This is a genomic window from uncultured Pseudoteredinibacter sp. (assembly GCF_947500695.1).
In the GTDB taxonomy this organism is placed as follows: domain Bacteria; phylum Pseudomonadota; class Gammaproteobacteria; order Pseudomonadales; family Cellvibrionaceae; genus Pseudoteredinibacter.
Genome location: NZ_CANMSS010000007.1, coordinates 246,557 through 264,078 on the forward strand (window position 1 = coordinate 246,557; position 17,522 = coordinate 264,078).

A 17,522-nucleotide genomic window follows, 5' to 3' on the forward strand; every position below is an offset into this window, starting at 1 on the left:
AGGAGATAATACCTGAACTTATTCAATACTGAGAAGACTCTTGGGGGAAAAATGGCTGTTGAAAACCAGGAATTACGCAAGGCTGGACTAAAAGTAACCTTGCCTAGGGTTAAAATCCTGCAAATTCTTGAATCCTCGGAACAGCATCACATGAGCGCTGAAGACGTCTATAAGTCGCTTATGGAAGCGGGAGAAGACGTTGGCTTGGCCACTGTATACCGAGTTCTCACTCAGTTTGAGGGCGCAGGTTTGGTAGTTCGTCATAATTTTGATGGCGGTCACTCAGTGTTTGAATTGGCTCGTGGTGATCATCATGACCACATGGTTTGTACGGACACCGGCACAGTGATAGAGTTCCACAACGAAGAGATTGAGCGCCTTCAAGATATAATTGCTGAAGAGCATGGCTATGAGATTGTTGGCCACAGCTTAGTGTTGTATGTTAAACCAAAGGATTAATTGAAGGCCTTGGTTTGAGAAAAATGGGGCGATTGAGGCCCCATTTTTGGTTTTATGGCTTTACTTAAGGTAGCTGAAGGCAGCTGAGTAAAACCTAGCAAAGAAGTGAATTAGAGCAGATTGTTATGGCAGAAGAACAAAAATCAGCGGCCCCGGCTCGCAATTTTCAACTGAACTTGGTTCAAATAAGTGACCTGGCTTGCCGGATTTTGTATCAAACATTTGTGGTGCAAGCTAAAGATAAGGCCAAGATGGCACTTAAAGATCTAAAGTCAGGTAAGGGCTTGAATGTGGGAACCCTGACTTTAACGGTTACCCATAAAGATACAGGTGTTGAAGAAAAACTTGATCTGCCAATGAAGATAAAGTTGGATTACAGTGAGTTTCGTGGCCCATTTAACTTCCCTTCGTTCGAAGCTTCTGTACGAGCCACGATCAGTTTGATTGGCCAAACTTTAGATGCCAAAGACGACCTAAATATTTTAACGGAAGAGGGCACGGGCAGTGCTTTGATTCATTTGCCAGGTGTGACTGAGCAAGATGGTCGTTATAACGTGATGGTGATGGCGGTAGAACCGGTAAAAGAACGTGAGCGTAAATTGGGCATTGCTGTAAAACTCATGTATTTAGATCCAAATCAGTATGCTGAGATTCGTGATATGCAAGCCGCTGATGGTGAGACTGAAGCGAATTCTTAATCGAAATTGATTCAGTACAAATCAGTCACAAAAAAGCCCGGTTAATACCGGGCTTTTTTGTGACTGTCGATCGTGTTGTAAGATTATTAGTGCACAACGGATAGCATTTCTTTGGCGTGAGCTACAGCTTGCTCACTTCCCGCTTCTCCTCCTAGCATTCGAGCAATCTCGGAAACTCTTTCATCCTCGGCGAGTTTGCTTAAGGAAGAAGCCGCACCGGCTTTATCGGTGGTTTTTACAACTTGTAAATGCTGATGGGCCTTGCTGGCCACCTGTGGCAAATGGGTAACGCATAGTACCTGGCAGCGTTCTCCTAGCTGGCGTAGCATCTGCCCAACCACATTGGCGGTAGCGCCGCCGATGCCGACATCAACTTCGTCAAAGACTAAGCTTGAAGCCGCGCTGGTTTGGGCCGTTACAACTTGAATCGCTAAGCTGATTCTAGATAATTCACCACCAGAGGCAATTTTGCCCAGTGGCTTAGGTTCTTGACCTGGGTTGGTGGCAATTAAAAATTCTATTTCTTCGCTGCCTTTACTGCTGGGTTCTTCTAGGGCGATAAGTGCGACCTCAAAATTGGCGTTGCTCATCGCCAAATTTTGCAGTTGTTTGTTAACGTCTTGTTGCAACTTTTTGGCAGCAGTTTGGCGTTTTTGTTTTAACTTTCCGGCCAATACTTGATAGTGTGAAAGGGCGGCTTCAGCTTGCTGTTGCAAGTGGTCTAAATCTTCATCGACATTGCCTAGCTCGGCCAGTTCTAGACTCAGCTGCTGATGCAGTTGGCATAATTCAGTTGGGTCGATACGATGCTTGCGTGCAATGTCATAAACACGGCTCAGGCGATTTTCTAATTCATATAAGCGTTCTGGGTCTGCCTCGAAGCTATCGACGTGGCGCTGGATTTCCCCATTGGCTTCTTCCAGTTGAATCAATGCTTGGCTTAACATGGATTCCGCTTCGTTGAGAGATGAACTTTTGCTTTGAATCTCGCCGAGTAAATGCAAGCACTGGTTTAAGCCTTGGCGCAGGCTATATTCGCTTTCACCTTCACATAAATCAGCAACTTGCTGGCATTTATGCAAAGTGTCTTCGGCACTGGCCAGCTGCTGCTGCTCCTGTTCAATCTTTTCTAGCTCACCTTCTTGTAAATCCAGTTCATCGAGCTCCGATACCTGGTAGCGTAATAGTTGATGGCGGGCGCTAATTTCTTCGGCATTATCACGTCTTTTAATAAAGCGCTGTTGGGCTTGGCGATAATCTTTAAAGGCTTGCTTTAGCTTTTCCAAAAGTGGTTTTAAAGCACCAAAGTTATCCAGAAGGCGGCGGTGCTGTTCTTTTTTGAGTAGGGATTGATGCTCGTGCTGGCCGTGAATATCTATCAGTAATTCGCCCAAACTTTTGAGTTGCTGCAAAGTTACTGGCTTGCCATTTATAAAAGCTCGACTGCGCCCTTCAGCGGATAGAACCCTGCGCAGCAGGCATTCTTCATCACCATTTTCCAGCTCTTGCTGTTGTAGCCACTTCTGCGCTGCGGGAATGTCGGCAATATCGAAGCTGGCATAAACATCCGCTTTGGCTGCTCCTTTACGCACCTTGTCGGCGTCGGCACGTTCACCAATAGCTAGGCCTAAAGCATTGAGCAGTATGGATTTGCCGGCTCCGGTCTCGCCTGTGATCGCTGTCAGTCCCGTATCTAACTCTAGGATTAGCTGATCAACGAGGGTGATGTTGTTAATACTGAGCTGGGTGAGCATATCCCGCTCCTCCTGGCGTGAATGTGGCCAACTTATGTAACTACTGTCGTTACTATTAAAACTGTCTTATGTTTTACTGTGCTTTTATACAGTAGTTTTTCCAGCCTGCCAATAATCTCAGTGAAAATAGTGCATAAATTGACTCTATGGAGCTGTTGAAGCCGCCAAAAGTGACCCCATATAAGCATTCAGAACGAAATCAAAGCTGAGGTTGAGCCATTAGGTCTAGCCCGGCTAGCCAGTAATAGATGGAGATAGCTGTGTCCTCTGAAGAGCAAAACCCAAATGTAGATGCCGAAGCTACCAGTGAAGCCCCTGAGATGGCCCCGGGGGCCCAAGAGGGAGCAGAAGAACGAGTTGAGGATGTGAATCCGGCGGAGCTTGTACTGCAAATCGAAGGCTTACAGGCCGAGATTGGCAAGTTAAAAGACCAAGAGCTGCGCACTCAGGCGGAAATGCACAATGTACGCCGCCGCGCTGAGCAAGATGTCGAGAAGGCCCATAAGTTCGGTGTTGAGAAATTTGTCGGTGATATGCTGACTGTTATCGATAACTTGGAGCGTGCTTTGGCTTCTATGGATGCCGAAGATGAAGCTTTGAAAGCGGCTCGTGAAGGTATCGAGCTGACCTTAAAATCCATGCAGGATGGTCTCAAACGCCATGATGTAGAGGCGGTTGATCCGGCGGGTGAGCCTTTTGATCCAGAGTTTCATCAGGCAATGACTATGGTGCCAAATCCAGATCTTGAGCCGAATACGGTGATGGATGTATTTCAAAAGGGTTACACCCTACACGGCCGCTTGGTTCGCCCAGCAATGGTAGTGGTTGCTAAAGCCCCTTAATTCATGACTTTGTCGATGAAAAGCTGAGCAAAATTAAGCAAAAGGCCTTGAACTGGCAAAATATGAACCCATATAGCTAGCAAGGCCAATGAAGCAGAGCCCAGAGCTCTCACCAGAACATTTGAATTGATTAAGGCGGGCTGCCGCCAAAGATATTGGAGAAATTCCATGGGAAAAATTATCGGAATTGACTTGGGTACTACCAACTCTTGTGTATCCGTACTAGAAGGTGACAAGTCTAAGGTTATCGAGAATGCCGAAGGCGATCGCACCACCCCATCCATCGTAGCGTTTACTGACGATGGTGAAGTACTGGTTGGCCAGAGCGCTAAACGCCAATCGGTGACCAACCCAACGAATACTTTGTTTGCGGTTAAGCGTTTGATCGGCCGTAAATTTAAAGATGATGTTGTACAGAAAGACATCTCTATGGTGCCTTACAAAATCGTCGCCGCCGACAATGGCGATGCTTGGGTAGAAGCCAAAGGTGATGCGAAGGCGCCACCGCAGATTTCTGCTGAAGTTTTGAAGAAAATGAAGAAAACCGCCGAAGATTATTTGGGCGAAAGCGTAACCGAAGCGGTTGTTACGGTTCCTGCTTACTTCAACGATTCCCAGCGTCAGGCGACCAAAGATGCCGGTAAGATCGCGGGTCTAGATGTTAAGCGTATCATCAATGAGCCAACCGCAGCGGCTTTGGCCTACGGTATGGATAAAGCCGAAGGCGATCGCACCATTGCGGTATACGACTTGGGTGGTGGTACTTTCGATATCTCTATTATTGAAATTGCCGATGTAGACGGCGAGCACCAGTTTGAAGTATTGGCCACCAATGGTGACACCTTCTTGGGTGGTGAAGATTTCGATTTACGTTTGATCGAGTACTTGGCCGATGAGTTTAAGAAAGAAAACGGTATCGACTTGCACAATGATCCACTGGCTCTACAGCGCTTAAAAGAAGCGGCTGAAAAAGCTAAAATCGAGCTGTCTTCTTCTCAGCAGACCGAAGTAAACCTGCCGTACATCACTGCTGATGCAACGGGGCCTAAGCACTTGGTTGTGAAAATGACTCGTGCCAAGTTGGAGTCTTTGGTAGAAGAACTAGTGGTTAACTCTTTGAAGCCAGTGAAGACGGCTTTGGATGATGCCGATTTATCAGTTGGCGAAATCGACGATGTTATCTTGGTGGGCGGTCAAACCCGTATGCCATTGGTACAAGAAAAGGTTGCTGAGTTCTTCGGTAAAGAACCTCGTAAAGATGTAAACCCTGATGAAGCGGTTGCCATGGGCGCTGCGATTCAAGGTGCGGTATTGGCTGGTGACGTTAAAGACGTATTGTTGTTGGACGTATCTCCGCTAACTCTAGGTATTGAAACCATGGGTGGTGTGGCAACTCCACTTATCGAGAAGAACACTACTATCCCGACGAAAAAGTCTCAGGTGTTCTCTACCGCTGAAGACAACCAAACTGCGGTTACCATTCACGTAGTACAGGGTGAGCGTAAGCAAGCTTCTCAGAACAAATCTCTGGGCCGCTTTGACTTAGCTGACATTCCACCTGCGCAGCGTGGTATGCCACAAATTGAGGTAACCTTTGATATCGATGCCAACGGTATCTTGAATGTAAGTGCTAAAGACAAAGCAACTGGTAAAGAGCAGTCCATCGTCATTAAAGCTTCTTCTGGTTTGAGCGATGAAGAAATCGATCAAATGGTGAATGATGCAGAGGCGAATGCTGAAGCAGATAAGCAGTTCGAAGAGTTGGTCACCGCACGCAACACTTTGGAAGGTTTGATTCATGCAAGCAAGAAAACTGTTGAAGAAGCTGGCGATAAGGCCACTGACGAAGAGAAGGCGGCTATTGAAGCTGCGGTTGCGGAAGCCGAAGAAGCTGTTAAAGGCGACGACAAAGAGGCCATGGAAGCTGCAACCAACAAGCTAACTGAAGCTTCAAGTTCGCTAGCGCAGAAATTATACGCCGAGCAAGCCGCGCAAGCTGAAGCGGCCGGTGCTGACCCTGAAGCGGGTGCGCAAGCCCAGCCAGAAGACGACGGTGTTGTTGAGGCTGAGTTTGAAGAAGTGAAAGACGATAAGAAGTAATTCTGAGTCGTTTTGTTAAAACGGGAGGCTTGCCTCCCGTTTTAGTCTTGCCGCAGCTTTAATGAATTAGAGTACGAGACGTTAACTGTGAGTTGTGAATGATTTTTACACTTCACATCTAACGTTTTATTCAATATGAAGAGTCACTATGTCAAAACGTGATTATTATGAAGTGCTGGGCGTTGACCGCGGCATTTCAGAAAAAGATCTGAAAAAAGCTTACCGTCGTGTGGCGATGAAATTTCACCCAGACCGTAATCCAGATGACAAAGAAGCCGAAGAAAAATTTAAAGAGGCTAGTGAGGCCTATGAAATTTTATCGGATGCGCAAAAGCGTGCGGCTTATGATCAATACGGTCACGCAGGCGTAGACCCTAGCCAAGGTGGCATGGGCGGTGGCCAGGGTTTTGGTAATTTCAGCGATATTTTTGGTGATGTCTTTGGTGATATCTTCGGAGGCGCTGGTGGCGGCGGTCGAGGTCGTGGCGGCCCAGCTCGCGGTGCGGATTTACGTTACACCTTAGAGCTTGACTTGGAAAAAGCCGTACAAGGCACCTCGGTAAAAATCAAAGTGCCCACCTTGGTTCACTGTGGAACTTGCGATGGTTCGGGTGCAAAAGAAGGCAGCAAGCCAGTCACCTGTGGCACCTGTGGTGGTATGGGGCAGGTTCGAATGACCCAGGGCTTCTTCTCGGTTCAGCAAACCTGTCCAAATTGTCACGGTAAAGGCCAGATCATCTCCGACCCATGTAATGATTGTGGTGGCCAGGGGCGTGTAGAAGAAACCAAAACGCTTTCCGTTAAAGTGCCAGCAGGTGTTGATACCGGTGATCGAATTCGCTTAAGTGGTGAAGGTGAAGCTGGTGAGGCCGGCGGTCCTCCTGGTGACTTGTATGTACAGGTCTCTGTAAAAGAGCATGAGATCTTCCAGCGCGAAGGCAAAAACTTGTATTGCGAAGTACCTATCAGCATTGTTGATGCTGCATTGGGCGGTGAGCTTGAAGTGCCTACGCTAGATGGCCGAGTAAAGCTTAAGGTTCCTTCTGAAACACAAACGGGTAAATTGTTCCGTCTACGTGGTAAGGGTGTGGTTCCTGTTCGCGGTGGTTCGGCAGGTGATTTGCTGTGCCGTGTTGTCTTGGAAACACCAGTTAATCTTTCCAATAAGCAGAAAGATTTGCTGCGCGAGCTGCAAGCCAGTATGAAGGGTGATAAAAATTCGCCTAAGCAAAGCTCTTGGTTTGAAGGGATGAAAAACTTCTTTAACTAAGTAAGTTTGCAAAACTGGAAAAAGGAAGCCCGCCGTAGCGGGCTTTTTTGTGCTCAGCAGAACAACAAAACTACTTTACCGTCATAATAACTTTGACGCTGTCATCGACTTCACTGCTGTCGATATAAGCGATGGAGTCAGCATTACTGGCAACAAACTCTTTCACTTCACTGTCATCCATTAGTGCCTTGGGTGGTTGGCCTTTCCCTGTGAAAACAATACGCGCCCAGTAAGCATTTAGCTGGCTAGGGTTCTTATTGCTAAGTAGCTGATAAAACTGATCGCGGCTAGGGCTGCCTTCCTCTTGATCAACTGGGGTGAGCTTTTGCCCTCCCAGGCTTTTGCTTTTTCCTAAAAACAAAGCTGACACTTCCGCTTTGGATGCACTGATGCTGGCGCTCGGATGAGTAATTACCGCAAGATCGGCAAAGCAAGCGGAGCTTGATAATGCAGCAATAGTGGTGGTTATTAATGAGAGTTTCTTAAACATATTACACCTATATTGAAAATTGCTAGCGCCTTAAAAAACGGCATCAAAGCCCACCGATAAAACATGAACGCCGTCTTTATCGAGCTCATTGACAAGATTCGGGTTCAGCGCCAATTCGGTACCGATGACAGTATTACCCAAGGTACCATCAAAGTTATCGTAGTCTGCAATCTCTGCCTTTAAGCTCACTTGATTGTTAAGGTTGTAACGCATGCCTAGGGTGATGGATTCCATTGAGACTTTTTGTACAGGCGATACGGCATTACTTTCATGGGAGGCATCCGAATAGGTTTTGGATAAGCTCATATAGGGCATCCACTTTTCGAATTGATAACCCAAGGTGCCTGACATAGCAATATTGCCTAGAAATGGTAGCTTTTTGCCGATGTCAGCTTCGGCACCTTCCAGCATGGCGAACCATTTACCGTTATCGTAACGGGCGCTGGCTGAGTAATAATCGATGTCGTCGGATAAGGGGAATCCTGTGATAGAAATAGTGTCTATCTGGTTGTAAGAGGCTCGTAGGGTTAGCGACTCTTTTTCGGCAGTAAAGGCTATACCGCTAACCGCTTCGGCATCAGCAACATTGGTGCCAGCTGTGCCGTAATAGATTTGAGTATCTGTAATCCAGCTGCCAATCGGGTGGCTGTAAGTCGCATCGACACCTTCATAGGTGGTGAAGCTAGTGACATAAACTTCCGCGGGTGGCCTGACCCAAGGGTAGGCATAGCCAACTTCAATGGATTCAGAGTACATATACCATGGCAGGCGCATTCTGCCGCCACGTAAGGCTAGGTTATCGCTAACATTGAAGCGTAAAAAGGCCCATTCAGCGTCCATATCAAAGTCGTTTTTACCTTTGGCGGTTAGCTGAATAACCGCGTCGATGCTATCACTTACTTTATAGTCAAACTGTAAGCCTGCAATGGTGTCGGGCGAAAAATCCCAATGGGTATCGACACCAGCTTCTAGTGTCACCCCTTTAACATTGGCCTTGGTGGCGTAAACAGATGCAAATCCTTTAATGCTTAAGCGATCTTTCTGAGACTCAATTTTTCGCTTTAAGGATTTTGCTTGTCTTTGAGTTTTCTTTTCCAGCTTAACCAGTCGTTGTTCTAGTTTAACTGAGTCGCTGCCTGAGCTTTGTTGACTCAATGCGTTTAGCTTTGACGTTAATTCAGAAATGGTTTTTTGATCTTGAGCGCTCTTACGTTCAAGTTGTTCCAGTCTCTGCAAAATGTCATTCTGATCCGCCGTGGCAGCTTGCCAAGGCAGGCTGCTTAAAATGGCTAAGGTGATAAGTTTCTTTTTCATGGGGCACCTGTGTACATCTAATCTAAATCGAGGTTTTATACTTTAAATTGCGCCGATACGGCGCTGAGTTGATCTGAGAACTGGCTCAAGTCTTTGCTCATACCTGAGAGATTTTCAGCGCTTTGGGCTACGCGTTGAGTGGCTTCAGTTAGAGCGGAAACATTACTTTGAATGGCGCGGCCGCTGCTATCTTGCTGCTCGGTTGCGGCAGCAATCTGGTGATTCATGCTGGCAATAGAAGCAACACTTCCGGAGATGGTTTGCAGGGTTACGCCGGTTTCTTGTACTTGGTCGGCATTGAGTCCAACTTGTTGTTGGCTGCTCGACATAACACTTACGGCTTCGTTAGAGGCCAGCTCTAACTTTTCGATAAGCTGTTGGATTTCTTGCGTAGAATCCTGAGTTTTTGAGGCAAGTGTTCTTACCTCATCAGCAACAACGGCAAAGCCTCGACCTTGTTCACCAGCGCGTGCAGCCTCAATCGCGGCATTAAGTGCGAGTAGATTGGTTTGTTCGGCGATCACCTTAATAACATCAAGAATACCGCTGACGTTTTCAACATCCTGCTGTAATGAGCTAATCACATTCGCAGCTGCTGTAATATCACTGGACAAATTGCGAATTGATAAGCTGGTTTTACTGATGTTCTCGGTTTCTGCCTTGGCATCTTGGTCAGCTTCGGAAGTCGCTTCGGCCGCTGAGGCTGCTGACCCTGCGATGTTCTCGGTGCTTTGGATAAGTTCATCCATGGCGTGAACCAGCTCGCATGATGCATCTTGTTGCTGCTGGCAGTCGTTCAGAGAGGTGCCTGCTAACTGCTTGAGGCGATCGGCAAGCTGGTTCATGGGCTCGTCGAGTTTTAGCATATCGCCGACTGTGCTGTGTAGCTTGGCGATAAAAACATTAAACCAATTCACCAGCTGTCCAATTTCGTCATTGCCTTGTTGGGTTAAGCGCAAGGTTAAGTCGCCATCACCCTCAGCAATTTCTTTTAAAGAGTTTGAAACATTGTTGATTTGTGAGGTGATCGTCCAAGTGCTAAAGCCTGTGACCAAACTTAAAAAAATCACCAGGGCTATGCCGGCGAGAACGCCGACTTGGGAAGAAGATTCGGCATTGCTATTGGCCTGACTAATCTGTTGGTTGAAATTGCTCAGGGCTTCTTTTTGTCCACTTTGGAAGGCGCTGTTTAACTCTTTGTAGAGCTTCTCTTTGTTGCTCACTAAAGCTGGTATATTTTGCGGGTCGAAATCACCACCGATCAGCGCTTGGGCAAGATTGTTATTGGCGTTCACAAATAACCGCAGTTGCTCCTGCTGTTGAGTAATGGCTTTGCTGTTTTGCGCTTGCAATTGGGCTTGCTGTGCCAAGCCCATTTGCATGGATTTATGCAAATTGTCAGCATTGATCAGGATATCTTGGTCGGCCATGGTGACGGCTGAGTTGTAGATATCTTGCAATCGTTCTAGCTGACTTTGTTGGCTGCTGGCAATCAGCATTGCAGGAAGCTGTTGATCGCGCAGGGTGTTAAGCCGGTCAATGTTGTTATTGGAAACTGTGTATTGATAGCTCAATACCGCACTTAGCCCAATCAATGCGATGATGGGAGGGAGCATCAGCTTCATTTTAATTGATAGAAAATTTAAACCATTCATGTTTCTAACCACTGGCATGAGAGAGATTTCAGCAGTTGCCAAGGCAATGTTGCTGTGTCTTTGCTGTCGGCTAGGTCGCTGAAGGTTTAGCTTTTGAAGAGAATGTTTTTTTGTATATCAAGGGTGGGGAGCCCTAAGTGTTTGATTTATAAGTTTAAAAATTGCAGGTATAGAATTTCTGCTTGAATTTTTGTGCGCAAACTAAAGGTTTAAGCTGGGTATTTGGAATACCTATAAAGATTGAATTAATCGATTATTTAATTAGTTAAAAAGTGCTTATTTCTTGCTTGCAGGATGGTAATAAATGGCGGGTCGCCAAAAGATCATAAAAGACTTAGTCACTGGCCATCTAGGGCTAAATCTATATAATTCTCGTCCTTTATATAAATAAACTAAATCCATAGCAGGATCGAATATGAGTGCAAGAATTGCCGTAACCGGTGCAGCAGGGCGTATGGGCCGAATGCTGATAGAAGCGATTAGTCAAAGTGATCAGGCGGTACTGACTGCGGCGGTAGAGCACCACAGCAGCAGTATGATTGGCAGTGATGCTGGAGAGCTCGCTGGTTTAGGTAAAAACGGCGTTATTATTGTTGATGATCTAAGCAAGGTTCTTGAGCAGGTTGACACCGTAATCGATTTCACGGCTCCGGAGGCTACCTTGGCAAACGCCGCCTTATGTGCGCAATATTCTAAGGCCTTGGTTGTGGGCACAACTGGCTTTGATACCCAGCAAAAAGCCGAGCTGCAAGCTATGCAAGATAAATTGGCTCTATGTATCGCAGCTAACTACAGTACCGGTGTAAATGTTTGTTTAAAGCTTCTTGAGCAGGCGGCGGCAATACTTGGTGATGAATATGATGTTGAGATCTATGAGGCTCATCATCGCCATAAAGTCGATGCCCCATCGGGAACCGCATTGGCAATGGGCGAAGCGGTCGCTGATAGTCTAGGGCGCGATCTTGAAAAGGTTGCCGTTTACGGACGCGAAGGGCAGACCGGAGCAAGAGATAAGGAAACCATTGGTTTCGCTACGGTTCGCGGTGGAGATGTTGTGGGTGACCATACTGTGATGTTTATGGCTGATGGTGAGCGCATAGAAATAAGTCACAAGGCGTCGAGCCGTATGGCTTTCGCTCGCGGGGCCGTTCGCGCCGCGGCTTGGATGGCCGGTCAGCAAGCTGGTTTTTATGATATGAGAGATGTATTGGGGCTCAACTAAGTTTACGCTCATATCCAAAGCATTTTAGGGTCCCCAGGCCCTAAAATGGCTTCTCAAAAGCCCTTTTAATGTGTTCATTAGATGGCAATCTGATGCTTTTGTAGGGTATCTATTAACAAATGCTATTGCAGCTTAATTGATGCCTGCGCCAAAATCTCGCACCATTAAAAACAAAAATGATGCGGTGATGTATGGCTATAGAATTCCCCCACTCCTCTATTTACCACTATCTAAATGCGGTGGCTCAGCAGCGACCTGAGGCAACGGCCTTACGTTTGGTGACAGACCTTAATGACGGTTTTCAAGATATGTCATGGAGTTACCAAGAGCTGCTGGATAATATGCGCCGGGTTGCTAGATTGCTAAAGGCGAATAGCCAAGCTCAGCGTCCAGTCTGCTCCTTTTTGTTGCCGAATATACCCCAAGCTCATGCCATCATGTGGGGGGCTGAAAGCGTTGGTGTGGCCAACCCGCTTAACCCCCTACTTAATGAAGATGCCTTATTGCAGCTAATGGAGGCAGCGCAAACCGATGTTTTAATCGCCTTGGGGCCAAACCCAGTGAGTGATATCTGGCAAAAGGCCGAATCCGTCGCTAAGCGCCTGTCTAAGCCAGTCAAGCTAATACCAGTGCTGTTTCCTGCCGAATCGTACGAGTTGTTCGAGCAACAGCTAACGCAATATGATTCAGCTGAGCTAAGTGAAGAGGAATGGCCATGCTTAGATGATATCGCCTCTTACTTTCACACTGGCGGTACCACTGGCACGCCCAAATTGGCCCAAAACTCTCAGCGTAATCAGCTCGCCTGTGTAGCCCTGCATCATGAGAGTATGGACTTGCAGCCAGGTGATGTGGTGATGAGCGGCTTGCCGCTGTTTCACGTTGCAGGCTCGATGATTAATGGCCTGTCTTGCTTGTGTGCAGGTATCGAGATTATCTTGCCTACCATAGCCGGGTTTCGTGATCCAAATGTGGTTCAAGCACATTGGCGCATGGTTGAAAAATATCAGGTTAGTGTCAGTGGTGGCATTCCCACCTCAGTCGCTTCTATGGTGAATGTACCGGTAGATGCTGATATCAGCTCCTTAAAATATCTGATCTCGGGTGGTTCTCCAGTTCCTGCGGCGCTTTGCCATGATGTCAAAAATAAACTCGAGTTAGAGCTCTATCAAATTTATGGCATGACTGAGTGTGCCGGTGCTATCGCCATGCCGAAAGTTGATAAGCCTACTGTGCCTGGAAGTGCCGGTTATGTTAGTGAGCTTATTGATTTAAAAATCAATGGTGCCCTAAAAGCTGGTGACAGTGGTGAGCTGTTGGTTCGTGGCGAGGTGGTATTTTCGGGTTATTTGGGCCGGGATGAAGATCCGCTAGATCAGGGCTGGTTGCACACTGGTGACCTCGGCCATATTGACGAAGATGGCTATTTGTTTATTACAGGCCGCGCAAAAGATTTGATTATTCGCAGTGGCCATAACATCGATCCTGCATTGATTGAAAATTGTTTGGAGCAACACCCTGCTGTATCTTTAGCCGCGGCGGTAGGTCGCCCGGATGCCTATGCAGGTGAATTACCGGTAGCTTATGTGCAGCTTTATGATGGTCATGACGTTAGCGAAAAAGAGCTGATGGAGTTTGCCATGGAGCATATTGCCGAGCGCCCAGCTTGCCCTAAGTTTATTGAGATTCTAGAAGCCTTACCGGTAACTGCTGTCGGTAAGGTGCATAAACCGAGCCTGCGTGCAGCTGCGATCGAGCGAACAGTGGCTGAATTACTGCCGGAGTTACCAGCTGCCAAGGCCCTTATTTTAGATAGTGGCGAAGTGAAGTTGACCTTTGTTGAAAGCTTATCGGATGAGCAGCAAACATCGGCGTCAAAACTGGCCAATGAATTAAATATAAAGCTGTAATAGAACTTTGAGAGCCTTTTGTGTATAGCCTTTGTAGCAAGGCGTACACAAAGGGCATTCAAGAATTGCCTTTTCTGCCTCAAAAACTAGCCGAGACTTTGCAAAACTTTTAAAAAGACTTTTGCAGGGATCTTAATAGGGACATTAAAAAGAAGGTTGCTGCTAGCTTTTTAGTTTCGCCTTTATTCGCGACAAGCTAACCGCGTCCATGCCAAGGTAGCTGGCGATATGGTATTGCGCGAGGCGTTCGGTAATCCATGATTCGTTGCTTAGTAGCCATTGATAGCGTTCTTCGCCAGACTTTGTTAGCAACACAGCTTCGCGTTGTTCGTTACGCAAAAATAATTCACGAGTCGTGTGGTCGAGCATTTCTTGAATGCTAGGATTACTCTCAATTTTGCGTAGAGCGCTGACAGGCATTTCCCAGAGCAGGCTATCTTCAAGGGCTTGGATCTCATAGGGGCATTCACCTTGATTTAGCCATGCGCTTAGAGATCCAGCCAGTTGTCCTTCCCTAAAAAAGTTCTTATTTCTCTCGCGCCCTTGAGCGCTTGGATAATATTGTCTCAAGAGTCCTTTTAGAATGATGTAGCAGAACTGGGGTTTACTATTGGCGGCTAACAGTTGAGTGCCGGCGCTGACGTTTCTCTCTTGCCCGATATCTTCCAGCAAAGGCCACAGAGTAGGGCTAGAGAGCGCAGGGCTTAGTCTATAGCGAGATAATAATTCCGTACTCATGATTTCACTGCTAATCGATTGGGAGTGGCAGTTTAAATCAGACTGCTAAAGCGAACAATAAAAAAGCCGCCCATTGGGCGGCTTATAAAGTTCTAACAAATTGACCTTAAAACTTTAACTCGTAACGCATGCCAAAACTCAGCTCGGCGGAGCTAATATTGCTGGCACCTGCTAGATAGCGGTAATCTACAAAACCTGAAAGGCCGTGCTGGAATTGAGCGGCTAAGGCCAAGTTAAAGGTCATGTAGCTTTTATCGATCGCATCGGTCCTGACAACCATAGGGGCAAGCGGACTATTGCTATCGCCAAAAGGATCGTGAACAAATGAGGCGATGACTTGGTCTTCATCGTTTTTAATATCACGATAATAATTGCCATTAAATTGCGCAGTTAAAACACCCCAGTCGCGCAGCATAGTGTATGAGCTATGCCAGCCTAAACTGGCGCTTTGCATGCTGGCTTCTTGACTGCCGTAGGCCAATTCTAAACCGCTGTTACCACGCTCATTAAACTGATCGATATTGGTTTTGTTGTATGAAACACCAAGATTTGGACCAATAATGAATGGGCCTTTTATAAAATCGTAGCCTGCATCGAAGGTAGCCAATAACTGGCGACCGCTGGTGCTGGAATCGATTTGGGCATTAACCTGGCCAAACATATCTTTGTATTCAACGCGGCGCAGCATATCGTAATCGCTGTTGCCGCGAGTAACACTGACATCGATATAGTAGTTCTTATCATCATAATAAGAGCCATAAGCGGTCACAAATTGGCTTTCGGCATCCATGGTGCCGCCATTTTGTTTGTAGTCTAAATCGGTATCGGCAAAACCAATAGCGAGCCCGGCAACAGTATTATCGGTAATTCGATAATCAAGCCCCATAGTTAAGCCTTTTACATCTAGGTCATAGCCGTTTTGAGCATCGGTTTTGTCTTTGTCGCCATAAAGAATATTACCATTTAAGAAAACACCCCAGCGTGAGCTCTCTAATAGATAAGTGTCTTCATCGCCACTTGCTGCGCCACCGAGTTTGCTGCTTAGAGCGCTGGCGAGTAGATTGCCATTCAATGTGCCGCTGTCGGTTTGAATATTTAAACCGCTCAGGTCGATGCCACCGCCGCCGCGGCGCAACTGCGTTAAGCGAGTACGGATATTGCTTTGCTGTACGCTGGCAAAATCAGTCGCTGTAGACAGTAGTGCGGCAACTTCTTCGCCGGCAATGGCTTGCAATGCCGCAGCCTGATCTTCATCGCTCAGATCTGGGTCCAGTAACCCATTACAGCGAGTGAGCAAGTTTTTCTGGGCTCCAGAAAGAGGGTTTAATTGATCGACTTCAGCTAGTCGGGGGCAAAGATTGTCGAGGCTTTCTGCTAAGCTTCGTTCATTACGATCAATGCCTGGGGTGCTGGCTAACTTATCTTGCCTAGAGCTTTGTTGTTCTTTGACTAAAACATTTAAGATTTTTTCTGAAATCAAGCCTGCTTTATTGGTGATTCGCGCAGTCACTTGATTCTTGCCTACTGGCAGTAGGGCGGTTGCTTTGATGCCGTTGGCAATCACCTTGCCTTCAAAGATCCATTCAACTTTGTCTATCTCGCTGTTCAAAGAACTGGAATTAGAGGCATCAAGATTAACTTCAACATTGCCATCGCCATCAAAGTCGGTGACTTCAATATCCGCACCAACGTCAACATTTGGTGCTTGAGGGTCTCGCACATCAGCAATTTTAAGTTCAACTGATTTAGGGTTGCCTATTAGTGCGCCTCCAGTAGGGTTGTTGAGCTCTACAATGAAAGATTCGACTTCTTCTTGCAGCAGGTCTTTATTGATAGTGATGGAAACGGTTTTATCCGCACTGTCACCATCGCTCCAGCTTAAGCTGCCTTGGCTAGTCTGAAAGTCCAAGTCTGCCGTTGCGGTATCCGCTACAGTTTGATAGCTGACACTGATGTTTCCAGCTGCCCCTTCAATGCGTTGGGCGGTTAGGGTAATGGTTCCGCTATCCTCGTTGAGGTCAAGTTGAGATTGTGTCCATTGAATAGTTCCCGGGGGCTCTGGGTCATCTTCGTTAATAGTGATTTGAAAGCTCAGGGGTGAGTTTACAGGGATGTCGACATCAAGTTGAGTGAGTTCAACTTGGAAAGTTTCATCGCCTTCAAATTTCTGATCGTCAATAATAGGAATAATGACAGTCTTTTGGCTGCTGTCACCCGCTGGCCAAAGTACAGTTTGGCTTACGGCTTGATAGTCTTCGCCTGATTTGGCGCTGCCGTCTAGTGTGTTTACCTCAAGTGCAATGTCACTATTGCCTGGCTGGCTTAATGAAAAGCTCAGGGTAGCTTGACCGGCGTTTTCATCTACGGAAGTTTGTAGGTTGGCGTTGATTTCAGGGTCTAGTTGATCAGCGGTAAAGTTCAGTATGACATCACAATTTGGTGAGCTGAGGCAGAACACCGAACTTACCACCATTTCATAGCTACCCGCCTCGGGGATGAAGCTAAACACAAATTGTGATTGATTACTGCTGCCACCGGGAACGGAAGCTTGAGATGCCGTGAAGTCGATACCAGGGCTATTTCTTTTTGAGCTACCACGTTTTTTTAGTGGTGAGCCGGTATTGCCATCAAGCGAGCCGCAGTCATAGCTACCTGTTGGGGTTCCAGGTGGTTGTTCATCCCCAAAATCCTCTCCCGGTTGCCCCTCTTCGAAGGGGATGAATGTACAGCTAGGGTCGCTTGTTTGCCAATCTGGGACGCTGGGGCCGCTGAGGTGAATAAAGCCGACTTCCGCGGGATGCTGACTGAGATCTTCATTCTCAAGTATTACGGTTAGCTGCACAGGCTGACCGGCTACTATCGGATTAGAGAGGGTCGCAGAATTAATAACAACTTGAGCGTGAGAAAAGGACCCTAATATAAGCAATAGGAATGCTGTTACAACTTGGTATAACTTCATCTGAGATCAGGCCATCGAGGTTGATTTATTAGTATCAGCTAAGCTACTAGCTGCTGCATGTGGCGCTAATATTATGCCGTGTGTACGATATAAATGCTAAGAAGAAAATCT

Annotated in this window: 13 protein-coding genes; 7 read left to right on the forward strand and 6 right to left on the reverse strand. The window is 46.8% G+C overall.

What is annotated here, in order from left to right:
• Nucleotides 1-51 precede the first annotated feature (51 nt).
• Complete coding sequence (gene fur / locus Q1A08_RS14230; RefSeq protein ID WP_299774047.1) at nucleotides 52-459, forward strand: ferric iron uptake transcriptional regulator; 408 nt, start codon at nucleotides 52-54, stop codon at nucleotides 457-459.
• A gap of 125 nt (nucleotides 460-584) precedes the next feature.
• On the forward strand, nucleotides 585-1,157 hold the full coding sequence (locus Q1A08_RS14235; protein WP_299774049.1) for a hypothetical protein: 573 nt from the start codon (nucleotides 585-587) through the stop codon (nucleotides 1,155-1,157).
• A gap of 86 nt (nucleotides 1,158-1,243) precedes the next feature.
• On the opposite strand, the gene recN is transcribed toward Q1A08_RS14235, so the two are convergent.
• Nucleotides 1,244-2,911 (reverse strand): DNA repair protein RecN, encoded by a 1,668-nt coding sequence (recN, locus tag Q1A08_RS14240; protein ID WP_299774051.1) that lies wholly within the window; start codon nucleotides 2,909-2,911, stop codon nucleotides 1,244-1,246.
• A gap of 248 nt (nucleotides 2,912-3,159) precedes the next feature.
• Between recN and grpE the strand changes: the two genes are divergently transcribed.
• The 3 genes from grpE to dnaJ all read left to right on the forward strand — a co-directional run bounded on the left by grpE (nucleotide 3,160) and on the right by dnaJ (nucleotide 7,123).
• On the forward strand, nucleotides 3,160-3,753 hold the full coding sequence (grpE, locus tag Q1A08_RS14245; RefSeq protein WP_299774053.1) for a nucleotide exchange factor GrpE: 594 nt from the start codon (nucleotides 3,160-3,162) through the stop codon (nucleotides 3,751-3,753).
• 168 nt (nucleotides 3,754-3,921) lie between these two features.
• A complete protein-coding gene (gene dnaK, locus Q1A08_RS14250) occupies nucleotides 3,922-5,853 on the forward strand; it encodes a molecular chaperone DnaK (protein WP_299774055.1) in 1,932 nt (643 codons plus the stop codon).
• A 148-nt stretch (nucleotides 5,854-6,001) separates the two neighbouring features.
• A complete protein-coding gene (dnaJ, locus tag Q1A08_RS14255; RefSeq protein WP_299774057.1) occupies nucleotides 6,002-7,123 on the forward strand; it encodes a molecular chaperone DnaJ in 1,122 nt (373 codons plus the stop codon).
• Nucleotides 7,124-7,193: 70 nt separating this feature from the next.
• Here the strand turns inward: dnaJ and Q1A08_RS14260 are convergent, their stop codons facing one another.
• The 3 genes from Q1A08_RS14260 to Q1A08_RS14270 are packed head-to-tail and all read right to left on the reverse strand — an operon-like array spanning nucleotide 7,194 to nucleotide 10,582.
• Complete coding sequence (locus tag Q1A08_RS14260; protein ID WP_299774059.1) at nucleotides 7,194-7,613, reverse strand: phosphate ABC transporter substrate-binding protein; 420 nt, start codon at nucleotides 7,611-7,613, stop codon at nucleotides 7,194-7,196.
• A 30-nt stretch (nucleotides 7,614-7,643) separates the two neighbouring features.
• A complete protein-coding gene (locus Q1A08_RS14265) occupies nucleotides 7,644-8,927 on the reverse strand; it encodes a hypothetical protein (protein ID WP_299774061.1) in 1,284 nt (427 codons plus the stop codon).
• A gap of 35 nt (nucleotides 8,928-8,962) precedes the next feature.
• Nucleotides 8,963-10,582 carry a methyl-accepting chemotaxis protein gene (locus Q1A08_RS14270; RefSeq protein ID WP_299774063.1) on the reverse strand — a complete coding sequence of 540 codons (1,620 nt, stop codon included), beginning with the start codon at nucleotides 10,580-10,582 and terminating at the stop codon, nucleotides 8,963-8,965.
• Between the two features lie 415 nt (nucleotides 10,583-10,997).
• Here Q1A08_RS14270 and dapB point away from each other — a divergent pair, with 415 nt between their 5' ends.
• Together dapB and Q1A08_RS14280 are read left to right on the forward strand one after the other, a co-directional pair.
• A complete protein-coding gene (dapB, locus tag Q1A08_RS14275; RefSeq protein ID WP_299774065.1) occupies nucleotides 10,998-11,804 on the forward strand; it encodes a 4-hydroxy-tetrahydrodipicolinate reductase in 807 nt (268 codons plus the stop codon).
• 191 nt (nucleotides 11,805-11,995) lie between these two features.
• Nucleotides 11,996-13,714, forward strand: a complete 1,719-nt coding sequence (locus Q1A08_RS14280) for an AMP-binding protein (protein WP_299774067.1) — start codon at nucleotides 11,996-11,998, stop codon at nucleotides 13,712-13,714.
• 162 nt (nucleotides 13,715-13,876) lie between these two features.
• Here the strand turns inward: Q1A08_RS14280 and Q1A08_RS14285 are convergent, their stop codons facing one another.
• On the reverse strand, nucleotides 13,877-14,452 hold the full coding sequence (locus Q1A08_RS14285; RefSeq protein WP_299774069.1) for a Crp/Fnr family transcriptional regulator: 576 nt from the start codon (nucleotides 14,450-14,452) through the stop codon (nucleotides 13,877-13,879).
• 106 nt (nucleotides 14,453-14,558) lie between these two features.
• Nucleotides 14,559-17,411 (reverse strand): autotransporter domain-containing protein, encoded by a 2,853-nt coding sequence (locus Q1A08_RS14290; protein ID WP_299774071.1) that lies wholly within the window; start codon nucleotides 17,409-17,411, stop codon nucleotides 14,559-14,561.
• Between the last annotated feature and the right edge of the window lie 111 nt (nucleotides 17,412-17,522).